13 protein-coding genes and 1 rRNA gene are annotated in these 15,058 nt (G+C 69.8%); 10 read left to right on the plus strand and 4 right to left on the minus strand.

Going from position 1 to position 15,058, the window contains the following annotated elements; all coding sequences use genetic code 11:
* The 3 genes from rrf to FHS29_RS16450 all read left to right on the plus strand — a co-directional run.
* Window positions 1–91: ribosomal RNA gene (rrf, locus tag FHS29_RS16440) — 5S ribosomal RNA — on the plus strand; the annotation flags it as partial.
* A gap of 98 nt (window positions 92–189) precedes the next feature.
* On the plus strand, window positions 190–1,764 hold the full coding sequence (locus tag FHS29_RS16445) for a deoxyguanosinetriphosphate triphosphohydrolase family protein (RefSeq protein ID WP_184691552.1): 1,575 nt from the start codon (window positions 190–192) through the stop codon (window positions 1,762–1,764).
* A gap of 181 nt (window positions 1,765–1,945) precedes the next feature.
* Window positions 1,946–4,711 carry a S8 family serine peptidase gene (locus FHS29_RS16450; RefSeq protein ID WP_312864946.1) on the plus strand — a complete coding sequence of 922 codons (2,766 nt, stop codon included), beginning with the start codon at window positions 1,946–1,948 and terminating at the stop codon, window positions 4,709–4,711.
* 195 nt (window positions 4,712–4,906) lie between these two features.
* Here FHS29_RS16450 and FHS29_RS16455 read toward each other — a convergent pair whose 3' ends face one another.
* On the minus strand, window positions 4,907–5,884 hold the full coding sequence (locus FHS29_RS16455; RefSeq protein ID WP_184691554.1) for a helix-turn-helix transcriptional regulator: 978 nt from the start codon (window positions 5,882–5,884) through the stop codon (window positions 4,907–4,909).
* A 326-nt stretch (window positions 5,885–6,210) separates the two neighbouring features.
* On the opposite strand from FHS29_RS16455, the gene FHS29_RS16460 reads away from it, so the two are divergent.
* Together FHS29_RS16460 and FHS29_RS16465 are read left to right on the plus strand one after the other, a co-directional pair.
* Window positions 6,211–6,786, plus strand: coding sequence for a hypothetical protein (locus FHS29_RS16460; protein ID WP_312864947.1), 576 nt, complete (start codon window positions 6,211–6,213; stop codon window positions 6,784–6,786).
* A 10-nt stretch (window positions 6,787–6,796) separates the two neighbouring features.
* A complete protein-coding gene (locus FHS29_RS16465; RefSeq protein ID WP_184691555.1) occupies window positions 6,797–7,462 on the plus strand; it encodes an acVLRF1 family peptidyl-tRNA hydrolase in 666 nt (221 codons plus the stop codon).
* Window positions 7,463–7,788: 326 nt separating this feature from the next.
* Here the strand turns inward: FHS29_RS16465 and FHS29_RS16470 are convergent, their stop codons facing one another.
* Window positions 7,789–8,418 (minus strand): FMN-dependent NADH-azoreductase, encoded by a 630-nt coding sequence (locus FHS29_RS16470; protein WP_184691556.1) that lies wholly within the window; start codon window positions 8,416–8,418, stop codon window positions 7,789–7,791.
* Between the two features lie 42 nt (window positions 8,419–8,460).
* On the opposite strand from FHS29_RS16470, the gene FHS29_RS16475 reads away from it, so the two are divergent.
* On the plus strand, window positions 8,461–9,108 hold the full coding sequence (locus FHS29_RS16475; RefSeq protein WP_184691557.1) for a TetR/AcrR family transcriptional regulator: 648 nt from the start codon (window positions 8,461–8,463) through the stop codon (window positions 9,106–9,108).
* A gap of 180 nt (window positions 9,109–9,288) precedes the next feature.
* Here FHS29_RS16475 and FHS29_RS37685 read toward each other — a convergent pair whose 3' ends face one another.
* Window positions 9,289–9,423, minus strand: a complete 135-nt coding sequence (locus FHS29_RS37685; protein WP_281391609.1) for a hypothetical protein — start codon at window positions 9,421–9,423, stop codon at window positions 9,289–9,291.
* Window positions 9,424–9,653: 230 nt separating this feature from the next.
* Here FHS29_RS37685 and FHS29_RS16480 point away from each other — a divergent pair, with 230 nt between their 5' ends.
* A complete protein-coding gene (locus FHS29_RS16480; protein ID WP_184691558.1) occupies window positions 9,654–10,169 on the plus strand; it encodes a SigE family RNA polymerase sigma factor in 516 nt (171 codons plus the stop codon).
* Window positions 10,170–10,989: 820 nt separating this feature from the next.
* On the opposite strand, the gene FHS29_RS16485 is transcribed toward FHS29_RS16480, so the two are convergent.
* Window positions 10,990–11,766 (minus strand): SDR family oxidoreductase, encoded by a 777-nt coding sequence (locus tag FHS29_RS16485; RefSeq protein ID WP_184692278.1) that lies wholly within the window; start codon window positions 11,764–11,766, stop codon window positions 10,990–10,992.
* A gap of 163 nt (window positions 11,767–11,929) precedes the next feature.
* On the opposite strand from FHS29_RS16485, the gene FHS29_RS16490 reads away from it, so the two are divergent.
* From FHS29_RS16490 to FHS29_RS16500, 3 genes are all read left to right on the plus strand, one after another.
* On the plus strand, window positions 11,930–13,558 hold the full coding sequence (locus tag FHS29_RS16490; RefSeq protein ID WP_184691559.1) for an ABC-F family ATP-binding cassette domain-containing protein: 1,629 nt from the start codon (window positions 11,930–11,932) through the stop codon (window positions 13,556–13,558).
* A 164-nt stretch (window positions 13,559–13,722) separates the two neighbouring features.
* Window positions 13,723–13,932: a helix-turn-helix domain-containing protein gene (locus FHS29_RS16495; RefSeq protein ID WP_015103570.1), complete on the plus strand. Its 210-nt coding sequence runs from the start codon at window positions 13,723–13,725 to the stop codon at window positions 13,930–13,932.
* Between the two features lie 66 nt (window positions 13,933–13,998).
* Window positions 13,999–14,820 carry an enoyl-CoA hydratase/isomerase family protein gene (locus tag FHS29_RS16500; protein ID WP_184691560.1) on the plus strand — a complete coding sequence of 274 codons (822 nt, stop codon included), beginning with the start codon at window positions 13,999–14,001 and terminating at the stop codon, window positions 14,818–14,820.
* Window positions 14,821–15,058 lie beyond the last annotated feature (238 nt).

The raw sequence follows: 15,058 nt of genomic DNA on the forward strand, positions 1-15,058 counted from the left end.
ACCCGGTCCCATTCCGAACCCGGTAGTTAAGCCTTCCAGCGCCGATGGTACTGCACTCGTGAGGGTGTGGGAGAGTAGGACGCCGCCGAACATTCCTTCCCTCAGGGGGCACACGGATCCGTGTGCCCCCTGAGGGCTTTTTGCGTTGGTGGTGCTGCCTCCGGCTCGTGCACGGACTATTTTCTTGCCATGCACCGCGAGCACGACGACCCCAGAACGCTCCGCAGGTCCGGCGGGGACAGCGCCACGCCCGTCCCGGCCGACCTGGCGGCCAGCCCGTTCCGCGTGGACCGGGATCGGGTGGCGAGTTCACCGTTCTTCGCCCGGCTCGGCGGTGTCACGCAGGTGGTGAGTTCCGCCGGCTCCGGGCTCCTGGTGCACAACCGGCTGACGCACAGCCTGAAAGTCGCGCAAGCCGCGCGGGCCATCGCCGAGCGCCTCGGGTCTCGGCCGGAACTCGTCGGGGTGCTCGACAAGCTCGGCGGGTGCGATCCCGACGTGGTCGAAGCGGCGTCCCTGGCGCACGACCTGGGCCACCCGCCGTTCGGGCACCTCGGCGAACAGGTGCTCGACCGCCTGGCCCGACACCGCTTCGGCCTGTCCGACGGGTTCGAGGGCAACGCCCAGTCGTTCCGCATCGTCACCACCACGGACGTGCGTGGCCCGGCGGCGCTGGGCCTCGACCTCACCGTGGCGGTCCGTGCGGCGATGCTCAAGTACCCGTGGACTCGGCTGTCCTACCCGCAGCCGCACCCGAGGGAGCTGGCCGCACCGCCGCGAGGAGCCGCCGAACCACCGGACGCGCCGGGCACGGGTTCGGCGAAGTTCTCCGCCTACGTGACCGAACTGGACGACCTGACTCAGGCCCGCGAGTTCTACGCCGGCCGGCTGGAGCCGTGGCAGCAGACGGTGGAGGCGTCGGTCATGGATACCGCCGACGACATCGCCTACGCCATCCACGACCTGGAGGACTTCCACCGCGTCGGTGTGTTGCAGCACGCGACGGTGTCGGCCGAGTTGAACACCTGGCTCGACCACGCGATCGAGCTGGCCTCGTTGAGCGCCGTCGACCTGGCCGCGCAGGCACGCCGACCCGGCCGTTCGCTGGAGGCGTTGCGTCGGAGGCTGCACGCGAAGGACTCGTGGGCGGTGGACGACGATGCGTTCGCCCAAGCCGTCGCGAAGGTGCGCGCGGAGCTGGTCGACGGGCTGCTGTCCGTGCCGTTCGACGGTTCGGTGGAAGCCGAGCAGGCGGTCGCGGCGTTCTCCGCCCGCTGGACGCGTCGGTTGGTGGACTCCGTCGGCGTGGTCGAGGAACCCACCACCCGGTCCGGGCACGTGGTGTTGGCCGTTCGGCAGTGGCACGAGGTGCAGGTGCTGAAGTTCGTGCATCGCAGGTTCGTGCTGCTGCGTCCCGACCTGGCGTTGCACCAGCGGGGCCAAGCCCGGCTGTTGACCGCGTTGGTGGAGGCGTTGGAGCAGTGGGTGACCGACCGGCACGAGGCTGATCGGCTGCCGCGTCGGCTGCACGACCTGGTTGAGCTCGCCGGCGCCGAGTACGCGTCGTTGGCCCGCACCGATCCGGCGGCACTGGTCGGAGCGACGGGGGAGACCCCGTCCGGACCGGACGCGGTGCAAGGTCTGGCGCGTGGCCGGGCGGTGGTGGACTTCATCGCTTCGCTGACCGACAACCAGGCCGCCGCGCTGCTCGACGCACTGTCCGGACGCACCGGTCAGCTGTGGACAGATGCTTTTGTACTGTGAATTGTGATGGTTCCTACCGTCTGGGAAGTAGGCCGAACGGTGGCAGACGGTATCCGTCCGTGCGCAATACGTTGACCCCCCGATCGGAGACATCCGATCGTTGACACGCGTGCGTCGGGGGCACGCTCAACGTTGGGGGACGCCTGTGCGCTCACCGATTCGCCGATCCCGAAGAAACTCCGTGCTCGCGGCCGGCGCCGCCGTTCTGCTCACCCTGCTCGGCTCCGTCACGCCCGCTTCCGCCGACCCCACGAAGACCTCGAAGGGTGTCCAGGACAGGACTGCCGCCCAGATCGCGGCGTTGCAGGACATCAAGAAGTCCGTCACCCCCGCCGAGTCCAAGCTGGACAGCGCGCTGGTCGTGGAAGAGCGCCGGCGCTCCAACGCGACCACGTTCAACAAGCTCCCGGCGCTCCAGACCGGGGTGAAGGTCCAAAACGGAAACACCGTCGTGGTGGACATCCGCGCTCACCACGTCACCGACGAACTCGTCACCGCGGTCCGCAACGCCGGTGGTGCGATCCGGTCGGTCTCCACCGAAGGCAAGACCGTGCGCGCGCAGGTGCCGCTCTGGACGTTGAGCAGGCTCGCCGCCCGGCGTGACGTCCGTCGCGTGGAGACGGCCGTCGAGTACAAGTCGTTCCACCAGCAGGACCGGGCGGGTCGGGATGCCAAGGCGCCGTCGAAGGAGGACAAGGCCAAGGAGGTCGAGGCCCGCACCCTCGCGGCGCTGACCGGTACCAAGGCCGCCGCCCCGAAGGTCGGCGAAGGCGACCGGGCGCACGCGGCCGACACCGCACGGCAGACGCATCGGGTCACCGGCACCGGAGTGAAGCTGTGCGCGCTGTCCAACGGCGTGGCCTCGCTGGGCGCGTCGCAGGCGGCGGGCGAGCTGCCGGCCGTGGAGATCCTGCCCAGTCAGGAGGGCTCGGGCGACGAGGGCACCGCGCTGCTGGAGATCCTCCACGACATCGCGCCCAACGCCGGCCTCGGCTTCGCGACCGCCGTCAACGGTGACGCCGGCTTCGCGGACAACATCCGGGGACTGCGCTTCCAGCTCGGCTGCGACGTGATCGTGGACGACATCCTCTACCTCAACGAGTCGCCGTTCCAGGACGGTGTCATCGCCCGCGCCGTGGACGCGGTCGTCGCCGACGGCGCGGTGTTCTTCTCGTCCGCCGGCAATGAGGGCAACGTCGCCGAAGGCACGTCCGGGCACTGGGAGGGTGACTTCGTCGACTCCGGCGTGGGCATCGGCAAGTTCGCCGGCACCGCGCACGACTTCGACCCCGACCCCGGCGCGAAGCAGGTGTTCAATCCGCTGTCGGACAGCTCGGGCAACGTGCCGGTGACGCTGTTCTGGTTTGACCCGCTGGCGTCGTCGTTCAACGACTACGACCTGTACGCGGCCAACGCGCAGGGCAACGTGGTGGCGTTCAGCCAGAACAACCAGGACGGCACCCAGGACCCGTACGAGCGGCTGAACACGCCCGCCGGCGGCCTCGGCCTGCGGTTGGCCGTGGTGAAGTTCCGCGGTGAGGACAAGTACATCTCGCTGTCGGCGCTCGGCGGCCGGTTCAAGGACTCGTCCGACGGGCTGAAGAAGTTCTCGACGCCCGGCGTGACCCGTGGTCACTCGGCGGCCAAGGGCGCGATCAGCGTGGCAGCGGCACCGGCGAACAACCCGCTGCCCTACGACCTTGAGCCCGGCGACCCGGCGAACCCGCGTGGGCCGTACCCCAATGCGTTCGACCGCACGCAGAAGCCCGAACGGTTCACCTCGGACGGTCCGCGCCGGGTGTTCTTCGCTCCCGACGGCACCCCGAGCCCCGAGGTGCGGCAGAAGCCGGACCTGACCGCCGCCGACGGCGTGCAGACCAGCGTGACCGGCTTCAACCCGTTCTTCGGGACCTCGGCGTCCGCGCCGAACGCGGCGGCCATCGCGGGCCTGATCCTGTCCGGCAACCCCACTCTCACCCCGGCAGAGGTGCGGGAGGCGCTCACCACGACCGCTCTGGACATCGCGGAGACGGGCGTGGACAACCGGACCGGCGCGGGCATCGTGCGCGCCGACCTGGTGCTGGCCCACACGGGTGCGTCACCGCAGCCACTCGCCCGCGCGCAGAAGCCTTCGGTGGTCAACGACAGCGACGGCAGCCAGTACCTCAAGCCGGGCACCACCGCGACCGTGACCGTGCCGGTGCTCAACACCGGTGACGGCCTGGCGGCGTCGACCAGCCTCGTGCTGACCTCGGCGACGGCGGGCGTGACCATCGCGCCCCGGTCGAAGTACTACGGCAACGTGGAGGTCGGCCAGACGGTGACCAATACGTTCAAGGTGACCGTGCCCGCGTCCGCGCCGGTCGGTCAGCCGGTGCGGTTGGACGCGCGGGTGACCTACGCGGGCACGCTGTCGCCGACGACCAGCACGTTCCAGATCCCCGTGGGTGAGCCGTCCCGTGAGGCCAAGCACTTCGCCTATGGCGGGCCGGTCGTGGCCATCCCGGACAACGACACGGTCGGTATCGCGGTGCCGATCGAGGTCAGCGGGGTCGGGCGCGGATCGAAGATCACGTTCTCGATCGACGGCGCGACGTGCAGCGCGGCCGACGGCGCCACGACGGTCGGCATCGACCACACCTTCGTCGGTGACCTGGTCGGCACGCTGACCTCGCCTTCGGGCGCGACGGCGACCCTGTTCCAGCGCGTCGGCGGTACCGGCGCCAACCTGTGCCAGGTCGTGTTCGACGACTCCGCCGACCGCCCGTTCTCGTCGGTGACGTCGGCCAAGGCGCCGTTCACCGGCGGCTGGCGACCCATCGGGTCGCTGAACGCACTGCTCACCGAACCGGTCGACGGCACGTGGACGTTCAAGGTCGTCGACTCCGTCGTCTCCGACCGCGGTTCGATCCGCGCCGTGTCGCTGCACATCAACGGCTACATCTGATCGAGGGGTTCCGGCCGGGTCACGACCCGGCCGGAACCGACCGTTCCCAAGCGGCAGGCCTGATCCGGTCGCGATCCGTCCGAAATGACAACGGCCCTCGAATGACAACGGCCCTCGGGGAGGAATCCCCAAGGGCCGTCACTTCGGTCTGCTACCCGGAATCGCGCTGGTCACCGGGCCGTCATGGGCTGACGGCTACTTCGGCCACTCCCAGCGGATGCCGAACACACCCGGTCCGAACCCCAGCGCCACCGCGTGCACGCCGCCGGCGTTGTCCAGCGCCAGGTTGCGCCGTCGCGACGGCGTGTCGTCCCCGGCGGGCACGCTGAACTGCTGGCAGCGCGACGGCAGGTAGGACGGGTCGAACCGCACCTCGATCACGTACTCCCGCACCGGAAGTCGGAACTTGCGGGCGAACGTGTTGTTGCCGGCCGGGTAGTGCCCCTCGGCGAACAGCAGTTCGTACTCCATGATGATGGTCTCGCCCCTGGCCAGGGGCCGGTCGAACATCAGTTCCGCGGCCATGATGTTCGCGTCGGTGTCCTCGACGACCCGGCCCAGGTGGCAGTTGCGCAGGTTGACGACCTCCGGGAGGACGTCGGACTCCTCGGTCTCGAACACCAGCGCCCAGCGGTCCGGGCCGTCCTGCTCGGCACGGAGGATCTGCCGCACCCACGCCGAGCGCTGGCCGCCATCGGCCGCGATCTCGATGCGGTCGTGCTGGCTGATCCGGCCGAGCTTGACGTCGGACGACGTGTCGACCTTCGTGAGCAGGTTCGCGACCCGCTCGCGGCGCGCCCACAGCGCGTCGATCGGCATCATCGTCGTGGGACGCGAACGCCTGCCGCGCGGCCTCGGTGGGCCGAGCAGCGCGGACAGACCCGCCTGCGGCACGCCGAGCACGGTTTCCAAATGGCGCAACGCCTCCAGCGACTCCGGTCGCTCCGGTCGGCGTCGGCCGGACTGCCAGTAGCTCAGCGTCGCGACGCTGATGGTGACCCCGCGCAGAGCGAGCCGGTGTTGGATGCGGTCGAGACTGAGCCTGCTGGCTTTGATCGCGGCTCTCAGCGCCTCGGGGAATGGTCCCGTGGTCAGGAGCTGCGCAAGACTGCCGTGTCCCGCCGAGTCGAGTTCGTCGACGGACAGGTTGGGTCGACCGGCAGCGTTGGTCATTGTGACTCCCCGCTGTCATTAGATCACGCCCCAGTGACCCTACCCGCCAACGCAGTGCGGTGGTGCCGTCCAGGTGGAGTCAATGGTTGGGCCGTATGGGTTACGAGTTCACTGGGATGGCGCTAGTTCTGTCAAGTGGTGATTGCCCTTGCTTCGGTTCCTGTAAACCCGCCGGTAACATTGTGCACGAGGTGTCGGAGGAGGGGTAGTAACCCCTTCGGTATCCGCGCGGGGTTATGGGGCTGCCCAACGGCCGTGCGATGACCGCCATCAAGGCCACTGCGGACCAATGGCGTCATGTGATCGATTGGCCCTACTGTGTGCCGGTGACCGCCGCCCAGGACCTCGTACCCATGCCGGAGGACCCGCTGACCGAGGTGGCCGCGGCGGTGCTGGGAGCCGGCAGGCACCAGGTGCTGGACCTCCTCGACGTGATCACGAATCCCACACCTCACCCGGTCGACGTAGTGCGGGCGGGTGACGACCTGCTGCCGAGACTGGCCCACGAGGACGCCCTGCCCCACGCCCTGCGCCTTGCCCGAGCGGCCTTGCGCCCCGGCGGGCTCCTCGTGGCGGCCGTCCCCGAGTTGGACAAGCTCAGCCTCCTACGCCCCACCGCACCGCCACCGAAGGTCTCCGGCCGGGGCAAAGACCGCCAGGTGACGGTCCAGTTGTGGGACTGGTCGCCAGACGGCGAGTCGTACGCCCTGGAGGTCGTCCAGCTGGTCCGAGGCGAGACGACCTGGGAGGTGGCGAACACCGTCGCCACCCGCCACCGGGTGCTCTCCCCGGAACGGATCTCCGACGAACTGGCGGTAGCCGGCTTCAGCGCGATCCAACGCCTCTCACCCGCCGAGTGCGGCCACCCCTTCCCGGTGTGGGTAGCCGTGGCCCCGGCATGACACCCCGGCCATGACCAAGATCCGCCCCGTAGCCGGCGGCGGCAGGGCGGTGGAGGTAGCGCCCGAACGCCTGTCCGGCTGGTTCACCCGCTTCGCCACCCGCCACAACGGCATAGCGACAACCCGAACCACCCCCTCCCAAGTCGTAGTCACAGCCAGTGACGGTGCCACCGCAGAGGTGACAGCAGCCTTCGGAGAATTCACCCCCACGGGTGAGGTCGTTGGCCTTGCCATCGAGCCGCTGCTGGCCAACGCCACAGCATCCCGCCGCCTCGGCCTGCTCCTGGTCCGCCTGGGCGGGCACAGCATCGGCATAGCCCAAGACGGCACAGTGCTGGTCTCCACCACGGACAGCCGCCAAGTCCACGGCCGCAACAAAGCCGGCGGCTGGTCCCAACAACGCTTCGCCCGCCGCCGTGAAGGCCAGGCGAGAGTCGCCCTGCAGGCTGCCGCCGACGACGCGGCCAGGGTCCTGCTCCCACACCTGTCAGAGCTGGACGCAATAGTGGTGGGCGGCGACAAACAGGCCCTGGACACCCTCAAAGTCGACCGCCGCCTGGCTCCGATCTTCGCCCAAGCCTCCCGCCGCGTCCTCGACGTCCCCGAACCCAGACGAGCAGTACTGGACGAAGCCGCCCAACGCGCCCGAGCCGTAGAGATAGTCGTGCGCGACTAGCGCACACACCCGACCACGGCTGTCGTCACTCCCCCCTGGCTACAACTCCCGCACCCCCGGAAGCCGACTCCTCCGGGCTGCTGTTCCACCGCCTACACCCACAGCACGGTCACGCCCGCCTCATCAACGCCCGTCCGTTGACCTCCGTCCGTCGACCGGCGTCAGCAAATCTCCTTTCTGTCACCCCCGTCCTTCTGTCAACCGCTCGTTCACCAATCGCCCGTTCGTTAGCCGCCGCCGCAGCCCAGCCGCCGTCGCCGATCCAGTTGGCTGCTTCACCCCCCCGGCTGGCTGCTCCACCCCTGGCGGGCCCCGCACCCGGCTGTTCAGAAGGTCTTCGCGGCCTCCCGGGCGGCAGCCAGCGCGGTCTGGCGCGAGTCTTCGACGTCTCCGGTCAGCGTCGGGTGGTGGCGAATCCGAGTCACGTCTGTGACGCCTGTCCAGCGCAGCCAGTCGTCGAAGTAGGTGGACTGGAAGTCCGTGCCGAACGCCGGCCCGACGTCCGGCCCCCACACCGAACTCGTGTACACCACCGCCGCCCGCTTCCCCTGCCCCGCCAGCAGTGGCTGGTACCCCGTCTCGGCGTCGAGCCCGAACACCAGGCCCGGCTGGGACACCACATCCACGAACTGCTTCAACACGTACGGGATGCCCGAGTTCCACATCGGCACGCTGAACAGCAACCGGTCCGCGCCCACGAACCGCTGGACCGCCGCCAGCACACCGCGCCAGGCCTCGGCCTCCTCGCCCACCGGCTCGAGACCCCGGATCACCGCCATCTTCGCCCCGGTCGCGGCCGGTCCGAAGGCGGGCAGCGAGCCGTCCCACAGGTCCCAGTGTTCGACCTCGTCCTCGGGATGGCTCTCCCGGTACGCCTCGACGAACGCCGACGCGATGGCCAGCGACTCGGACGCCTCGGCTCGGGGCGAGGCGGACACGTGCAAGAGCTTCGACACGGCGAGTTCCTTCCTGAGTCGAATCGGACTAGAGTCCGCTTCATGGATTCAGACAGTAGCGGACCGCAGTCCGGTTCGTCAAAGATCCCGATCGACATTTCTTTCCCGACCGTGCCGGTCGAGGTCTCGCTGCCCCTGCGGGCCGATGCCGTGCGGAACCGGGCGAAGGTGTTGGAGGCCGCCGGCCGGCTGTTCGCCGAGCGCGGGGTCGAGAGCGTGACGATGGACGACGTGGCCGCCGCCGCGGGCGTGGGCAAGGGGACGCTCTACCGCCACTTCGGGGACAAGTCCGGCCTGGCCACGGCTCTGCTGGACCAGCGCGAGACCGAGCTCCAGAAGGGGATCCTGAGCGGAAGGCCGCCACTGGGCCCGGGCATGGGACCGGCCGACCGGCTGGTCGCTTTCACCACCGCCTACCTGGGGTTCCTCCGCGAATCGCTGGACATCGTGCTGCTGTCCCAGACCTCCACCACGGGCGCGCGCTTCCGGCCGGGGGCGCACGCCTTCTGGCGCAGGCACTGCTCGTACCTGCTGGAGCAGTGCCGCGCGCCGGAGCCGGACATCGCGGCGGACGTGCTGCTGGCCGCGCTGTCCGCCGAGCAGGTGCAGCACTGGCTGGTCGACCAAGGCCTGCCGTTCGACCGGCTGTCCGCAGCGTTGGTGCAGGTCACAAGGTCCCTGACAGCCTGAGAAAACTCGTGACAACCCCCGAGCCCGCCAACCGCATGGATAAGGGCGAGGGGGTCACCGATCGGAGGTGGTCCACAAGGCACCTGAGGAGAAAGACATGCGCACACGACTCGTACTCGCGGCCGGAGTCATCGTGGTCGGCGGGATCGCCGCTGCGGTGCCCGCCCTGGCCGGCGGCGGTCAGACCGAACCCACATCGACCGTGCCGACCACGCCACCGCCATCGACGTCCCCGACGTACCCGGCCACCTCACCCGCGCCATCCGAGTACCCGACCACCACGCACCCGGCGCCGTCCTCCACCGCCACGCCCACGGCCGGTCATCCGACGACCGGCTATCCCACGACACCCCGGCCCTCCGGCGAACCGCAGCCGACGAGTGCCAGGCCCGAGCCGTCCCCGACCGCCTCGCCGACGTCTCCGCCGTACCCGACGCCCGCCTACCCGACCAACACCACGTGGCCGGGTCCAGAACCAACCGCGTACCCGACCACCGGCCACCCCGAGCCGACGGCGGTGCCCAGCACGACGAGGCGCTGACGGCGTGGGTTGGGACGCGGAATTCACCGAACACTTCGACCGGTGCGCCGACTCGATGCGCTTCACCGCGTACTTGCTGTGCGGCAACCACCACGAGGCCGAAGACGTCGTGCAGGCCGCGTTCCTCAAGCTGTACCTGGCCGGGCCGAAGATGGCCCGGCGCGAGGGCCTGGACGCGTACCTCCGGCAGATCGTGGTGCGCACGTTCCTCGCGGAGCGACGCCGGGCACGGTGGCGGCGGGAGAAGTTGGCGGAGACGCTGCCCGAGGTGCCGGCCACCGCCGGGTTGAGCGAGGACAAGTTGGTGGTGTGGCAGGCGCTGGGCAGGGTTCCGGCACGGCAGCGGGCGGTGCTGGTGCTCAGGTTCTGGCACGACCTGGGCGTGGAGGAGACGGCGGTGGCACTGCGCTGCTCGGTGGGCACGGTGAAGAGCAACACCAGCCGTGGCCTCAAGGCGTTGCGGCAGAGGTTGGGCCCGGAGTTCGGCGCGCTGTGGCAGGAGGTGTCGCGCAATGCTTGAGGACCGGCTGAAGGAGTTGTTCGAGGAACTCGACATCAAGCCCAGGCCGCGCACGTTCGGTGCGATGGACGTCATCCACCACGGCCACGCGGTCCGAAGCCGCCGCCGAGCCCTGAAGGTGGCCGGGAGCGCACTGGGCACGACAGCGCTCGTGGTGGCGGTGGGCTTTGCGCTGAGCGGGCGACCTGTCTCCACCGAGGACCCGGCGACCCCGCCCGCCCCGGCCGGCACCAGCCACCAGCCGCCGACCACCCAGCCATCGGGTGCACCCCGCTCGGACACGCCCTACCCGAACGCACCCCAAGCCACCACAGCGCCGACGAACGCGCCTCTTACAGACACCAGTCCGCCCTCGCCCCACCGCTCCGGTGATGGCGCCCCGACATCGACTGGCGAACCGCAGACAGACGGAGCTTTCCCGAGCGGATCTTCTCCGAGCGCCACTCCGAGCCCCACCTTGATCCAAGGTTCCGCCACAGCTCTGCACCCTACCGGCACCACCGTGCCCGCGGCCTGGCCGACCGCCACCGACCCGCCCACGGCCCATCCACGGCCACAGGCGCGCACCGCCACGAACACTTCACCTACTCACGAAGCGGAGGCACCGACAACGACCCGACAACGAACAGCCATCGCGGCCGGCTGACCCGCGCGCGGCAACGCCGATGCCCTGGAACCGGATGCGAGGTGTCAAGGTTCCGCACAGGTCCGCGCCCGGTCTCCGGGCTCCGCGACCACCCGCCTCGTCACTCGCCGGCTACGGGAGCGGGAACCGGTGCTCGGCACGTGCGCTGGACACGGCGGATCGGCGGGTCGGCTGCTAGGCCAGCGACCCGGTGGCGAGGATGCCGCCGTCGACGCGGACGGTCTCGCCGGTGATCCAGGGGGCTGCGTCGGAGGCCAGGAACGCCACCAGGCGGGCGACGTCCTCCGGAGTGCCCAAGCGCTTCATGGGGTAGCGGTCGGCGGCTTCGTCCTCGCGGTCCAGGTACAGGGCTTCGGCGAACTTGGTCTTCACCACCGCAGGGGCGACTGCGTTCACACGTACCTTCGGGCCGAGTTGCCAGGCCAGTTCCTCGGTCAGGCGGATGAGCGCGGCCTTGCTCGCCCCGTACGCGGCGATCACGCCGGTCGAGCGCAGGCCGCCGATCGAGGCGATGTTGACTACCGCTCCGCCGTGTTCGGCCTGCCATGCCTGCCACGCCAGTTGTACGAAACCCAGGGCGGCGACGACGTTGACGTCGAAGATCTTGCGCACGGCGTCCAGGTCCGCTTCGACCAAGGGGCCGAAGACGGGGTTGATACCGGCGTTGTTCACGAGCACGTCGAGGCTGCCGAAGCGCTCCATGGTCCGGGTGACGGCCTCCTCGCGGTCCTCGGCGCGGCCTGCGTTGCCGGGTACCGCCAGCACGCGGTCGGTCGGGACGCCTGCCGCGGCGGCCAGGTTCGACGCGGCTTCGGCGACCGCATCGGGCTTGCGGGCGGTGATGGTCACCGATGCTCCGCGCGTGAGGAATTCCAGGGCGATCCCGTGGCCGATGCCGCGGCTCGCGCCTGTGACCAGTGCCGTCTTGCCGATGAAGTCTTCGGTAGCCATCACCGGACGGTATTCCCGAAGGCGCGCCGGGTATGCCGGTGGACACAGGTGGCAAATTCGGTGGCGCACTACCCGTAGACTGGTGTCGTGGTCATCTTGATCGAGTAGGTCCGGCGCGAGTTGCGCCGTCGACCCCGCACGACCACACCACCCCGGAGTTGTCTTGATCACCGCGACCGACCTCGAGTTGCGCGCCGGTTCGCGCATCCTGCTGTCCGACGCCACCTTGCGCATCCAGCCCGGTGACCGCATCGGCCTCGTCGGCCGCAACGGCGCCGGCAAGACCACGTCACTGCGTGTCCTCGCGGGCGAAGGGCAGCCCTATGCGGGTGAGGTCCGGCGCACCGGCGAACTCGGCTACCTCCCGCAGGATCCCCGGGAGGGCGACCTGTCGGTCGTCGCGAAGGACCGGGTCCTGTCCGCGCGCGGGCTGGACCAGCTGCTGCGCGACATGGAGAAGGCCCAGTCCGCGATGGCCGAACTGGTGGACGACGTCGAGCTTCAGGACGCCGTGCGCAAGTACGGCCGGCTGGAGGAGCGGTTCTCCGCCCTGGGCGGTTACGCCGCCGAGAGCGAAGCCGCCCGCATCTGCGCCAACCTGGGTCTCGCCGACCGCGTGCTCGCCCAGCCGCTGCGCACGCTGTCCGGCGGTCAGCGTCGTCGGGTCGAGTTGGCGCGCATCCTGTTCGCCGCCTCCGAGGCCGGTGTCGGGGCGAAGTCGAGCACGATCCTGCTCATCGACGAGCCGACCAACCACCTGGACGCCGACTCGATCGCGTGGCTGCGCGGGTTCCTCAAGTCCCACGACGGCGGACTGGTCGTGATCAGCCACGACGTGGAGCTGCTCGACGAGGTGGTCAACAAGGTGTGGTTCCTCGACGCGACGCGCGGCGAGGTGGACATCTACAACATGGGCTGGAAGAAGTACCTCGAAGCCCGTGCCGCCGACGAGAAGCGCCGCCGCCGTGAGCGCGCCAACGCGGAGAAGAAGGCCGGCGCGCTGATGGCGCAGGCGGACAAGATGCGGGCCAAGGCGACCAAGGCGGTGGCCGCGCAGAACATGGCGCGCCGCGCCGAGAAGTTGCTGTCCAGCCTGGAGGACACCCGCCAGGCGGACAAGGTGGCGAAGATCCGCTTCCCGCAGCCCGCTCCGTGCGGAAAAACGCCGCTGACCGCCGAAGGGCTGAGCAAGTCCTACGGTTCGCTGGAGGTGTTCACCGGCGTCGACCTCGCCATCGACCGGGGTTCGCGGGTGGTGATCCTCGGGCTGAACGGTGCGGGCAAGACGACGTTGCTCCGGCTGATCGGGTCCATGGAACGTCCGGACAGCGGCGAGGTGATCGCGGGGCACGGGCTCAAGCTCGGCTACTTCGCGCAGGAGCACGAGACGCTCGACCACGAGGCCTCGGTGTGGCAGAACATCCGCCACGCCGCGCCGGACGTGCAGGAGCAGCAGTTGCGTTCGCTGCTCGGCACCTTCCTGTTCAGCGGCGAGCAGCTCGACCAGCCGGCCGGCACCCTGTCGGGTGGTGAAAAGACCCGGTTGGCGCTTGCGGGATTGGTGTCGAGCGCGGCGAACGTGCTGCTGCTGGACGAGCCGACCAACAACCTGGACCCGGCCAGCCGTGAGCAGGTGCTCGACGCGTTGCGCCGCTACGAGGGCGCGGTCGTGCTGGTCACGCACGACCCCGGTGCGGTGGAGGCGCTTGAGCCCGAGCGGGTGATCCTGCTGCCCGACGGCACCGAGGACCACTGGTCGGACGAGTACCTGGAACTCGTGCAGTTGGCCTGAGCCAAGGGTTTCCGTTCCGTCACCTCTGATCCACCCTCAGTGATCAACCGACCGCTCACCGATCTTTTCGCATGATCGGCTGGCCTTCTCGCTCGTCGTGTTCGATCATTGCGACGACAGGGGCTTTCACGGCCCGACCTGCTGTCTACGGAAGGCGGGACAAGGTGGCTGACCTGAAGAAGGGCGCCCGGATCACCGGCGCCACGCGGGACAAGCTGGCCGCTGACCTGAAGAAGAAGTACGAAAAGGGCGCGAGCATCCGGGCGTTGGCGGAGTCCACCGGACGTTCCTACGGCTTTGTACACCGGGTGCTGAGCGAATCCGGTGTCCAGCTGCGCGGTCGCGGTGGCGCCACCCGCACGAAGAAGAAGTAAGCTACCCTCCGGTAACACCGGGCGTCGAGGAGAGACGGCGCCCTCTCGGACCCGGAGGTTTCGCGCATGTCGGCACCGACCACCATCGACGCCGACCTGCTGGAGCGAGGTGGCGTGCGGCTCGTCGTCGACGGACCGCGCGCGACGATCACGCTCGACCGTCCCGATGTGCTCAACGCACAGACGCCGTCGACCTGGGTGGCGTTGCGGACGATCGGCGCGCAGTTGGACCCGGGCGTCCGCGTTGTGGTCGTCCGGGGCTCCGGTCGTGCCTTCTCCGCCGGCCTCGATCGGCGCATGTTCAGCGGTGCACCGGTCGAGGGCGAGCCTGGTCTGCCCGAGATCACGCGGCGTGGCCCCGAGGCCGGCGCGGCGCTGATCGCGGAGTTCCAGGAGGGCTTCCGCTGGCTGCGCGATCCGAACCGGGTGACGATCGCCGCGGTGCGCGGGCACGCCATCGGCGCGGGCTTCCAGCTCGCGTTGGCGTGCGACTTCCGCGTGGCCGCCGACGACGTGAGCTTCTGCATGGCCGAGACGTCCCTCGGCCTGGTGCCCGACCTGGGCGGCACGCTGCCGCTGGTACGGCTGGTCGGGTACTCTCGCGCGGCCGAAATCTGCCTGACCGGCCGCCGGGTGGGCGGCGAGGAAGCCCTGCGCATCGGCCTCGCGAACGCGGTCGTGCCCGGCGACGGACTCGACGCCGCCGTGGACGACCTGGTCGCCCGGGTGCTCCGGCCGATGCCCGGTGCGGTGCGCGAGACGTTGGCACTTCTGGCGCATGCCGCCGATGGTGCTTCCGCCGAGGAACAGCTGCACGCCGAGCGCACGGCTCAGCTGCGGCGGCTCGCCGAACTGTCGGCGCTGGCGGCGGGATCGACTTCGGCCTGAGCCGCGATCACTGCTTCGGCGTGGTCCCGGACCTCCGCGTACGAACCCCTGCGTGCGAACCCTGCTTACAGACTTGCGTGGCCTCCGGCCCCCGATTCCATTGTCCCACGGGGTACCGACAATCTCGGCGGCTCGGCGGCTCGGCGGCTCGGCGGCTTGGCGGCCGGCGTCAGGCGCGGGTGGGTGGGGCGTTATGCGGAAATAGGTGGGGTCTTCGGATGTCGGGTGGTGTCGAGGG

It is taken from the genome of Saccharothrix tamanrassetensis (assembly GCF_014203665.1).
Lineage (GTDB): Bacteria > Actinomycetota > Actinomycetes > Mycobacteriales > Pseudonocardiaceae > Actinosynnema > Actinosynnema tamanrassetense.

Coding starts and splice junctions, on each gene's coding strand:
- FHS29_RS16465 (WP_184691555.1), top strand. CDS start 6,797: ATGACCAAGATCCGCCCCGTAGCCGGCGGCGGCAGGGCGGTGGAGGTA.
- FHS29_RS16445 (WP_184691552.1), top strand. CDS start 190: ATGCACCGCGAGCACGACGACCCCAGAACGCTCCGCAGGTCCGGCGGG.
- FHS29_RS16485 (WP_184692278.1), bottom strand. CDS start 11,766: ATGGCTACCGAAGACTTCATCGGCAAGACGGCACTGGTCACAGGCGCG.
- FHS29_RS16455 (WP_184691554.1), bottom strand. CDS start 5,884: ATGACCAACGCTGCCGGTCGACCCAACCTGTCCGTCGACGAACTCGAC.
- FHS29_RS16500 (WP_184691560.1), top strand. CDS start 13,999: ATGTCGGCACCGACCACCATCGACGCCGACCTGCTGGAGCGAGGTGGC.
- FHS29_RS16475 (WP_184691557.1), top strand. CDS start 8,461: ATGGATTCAGACAGTAGCGGACCGCAGTCCGGTTCGTCAAAGATCCCG.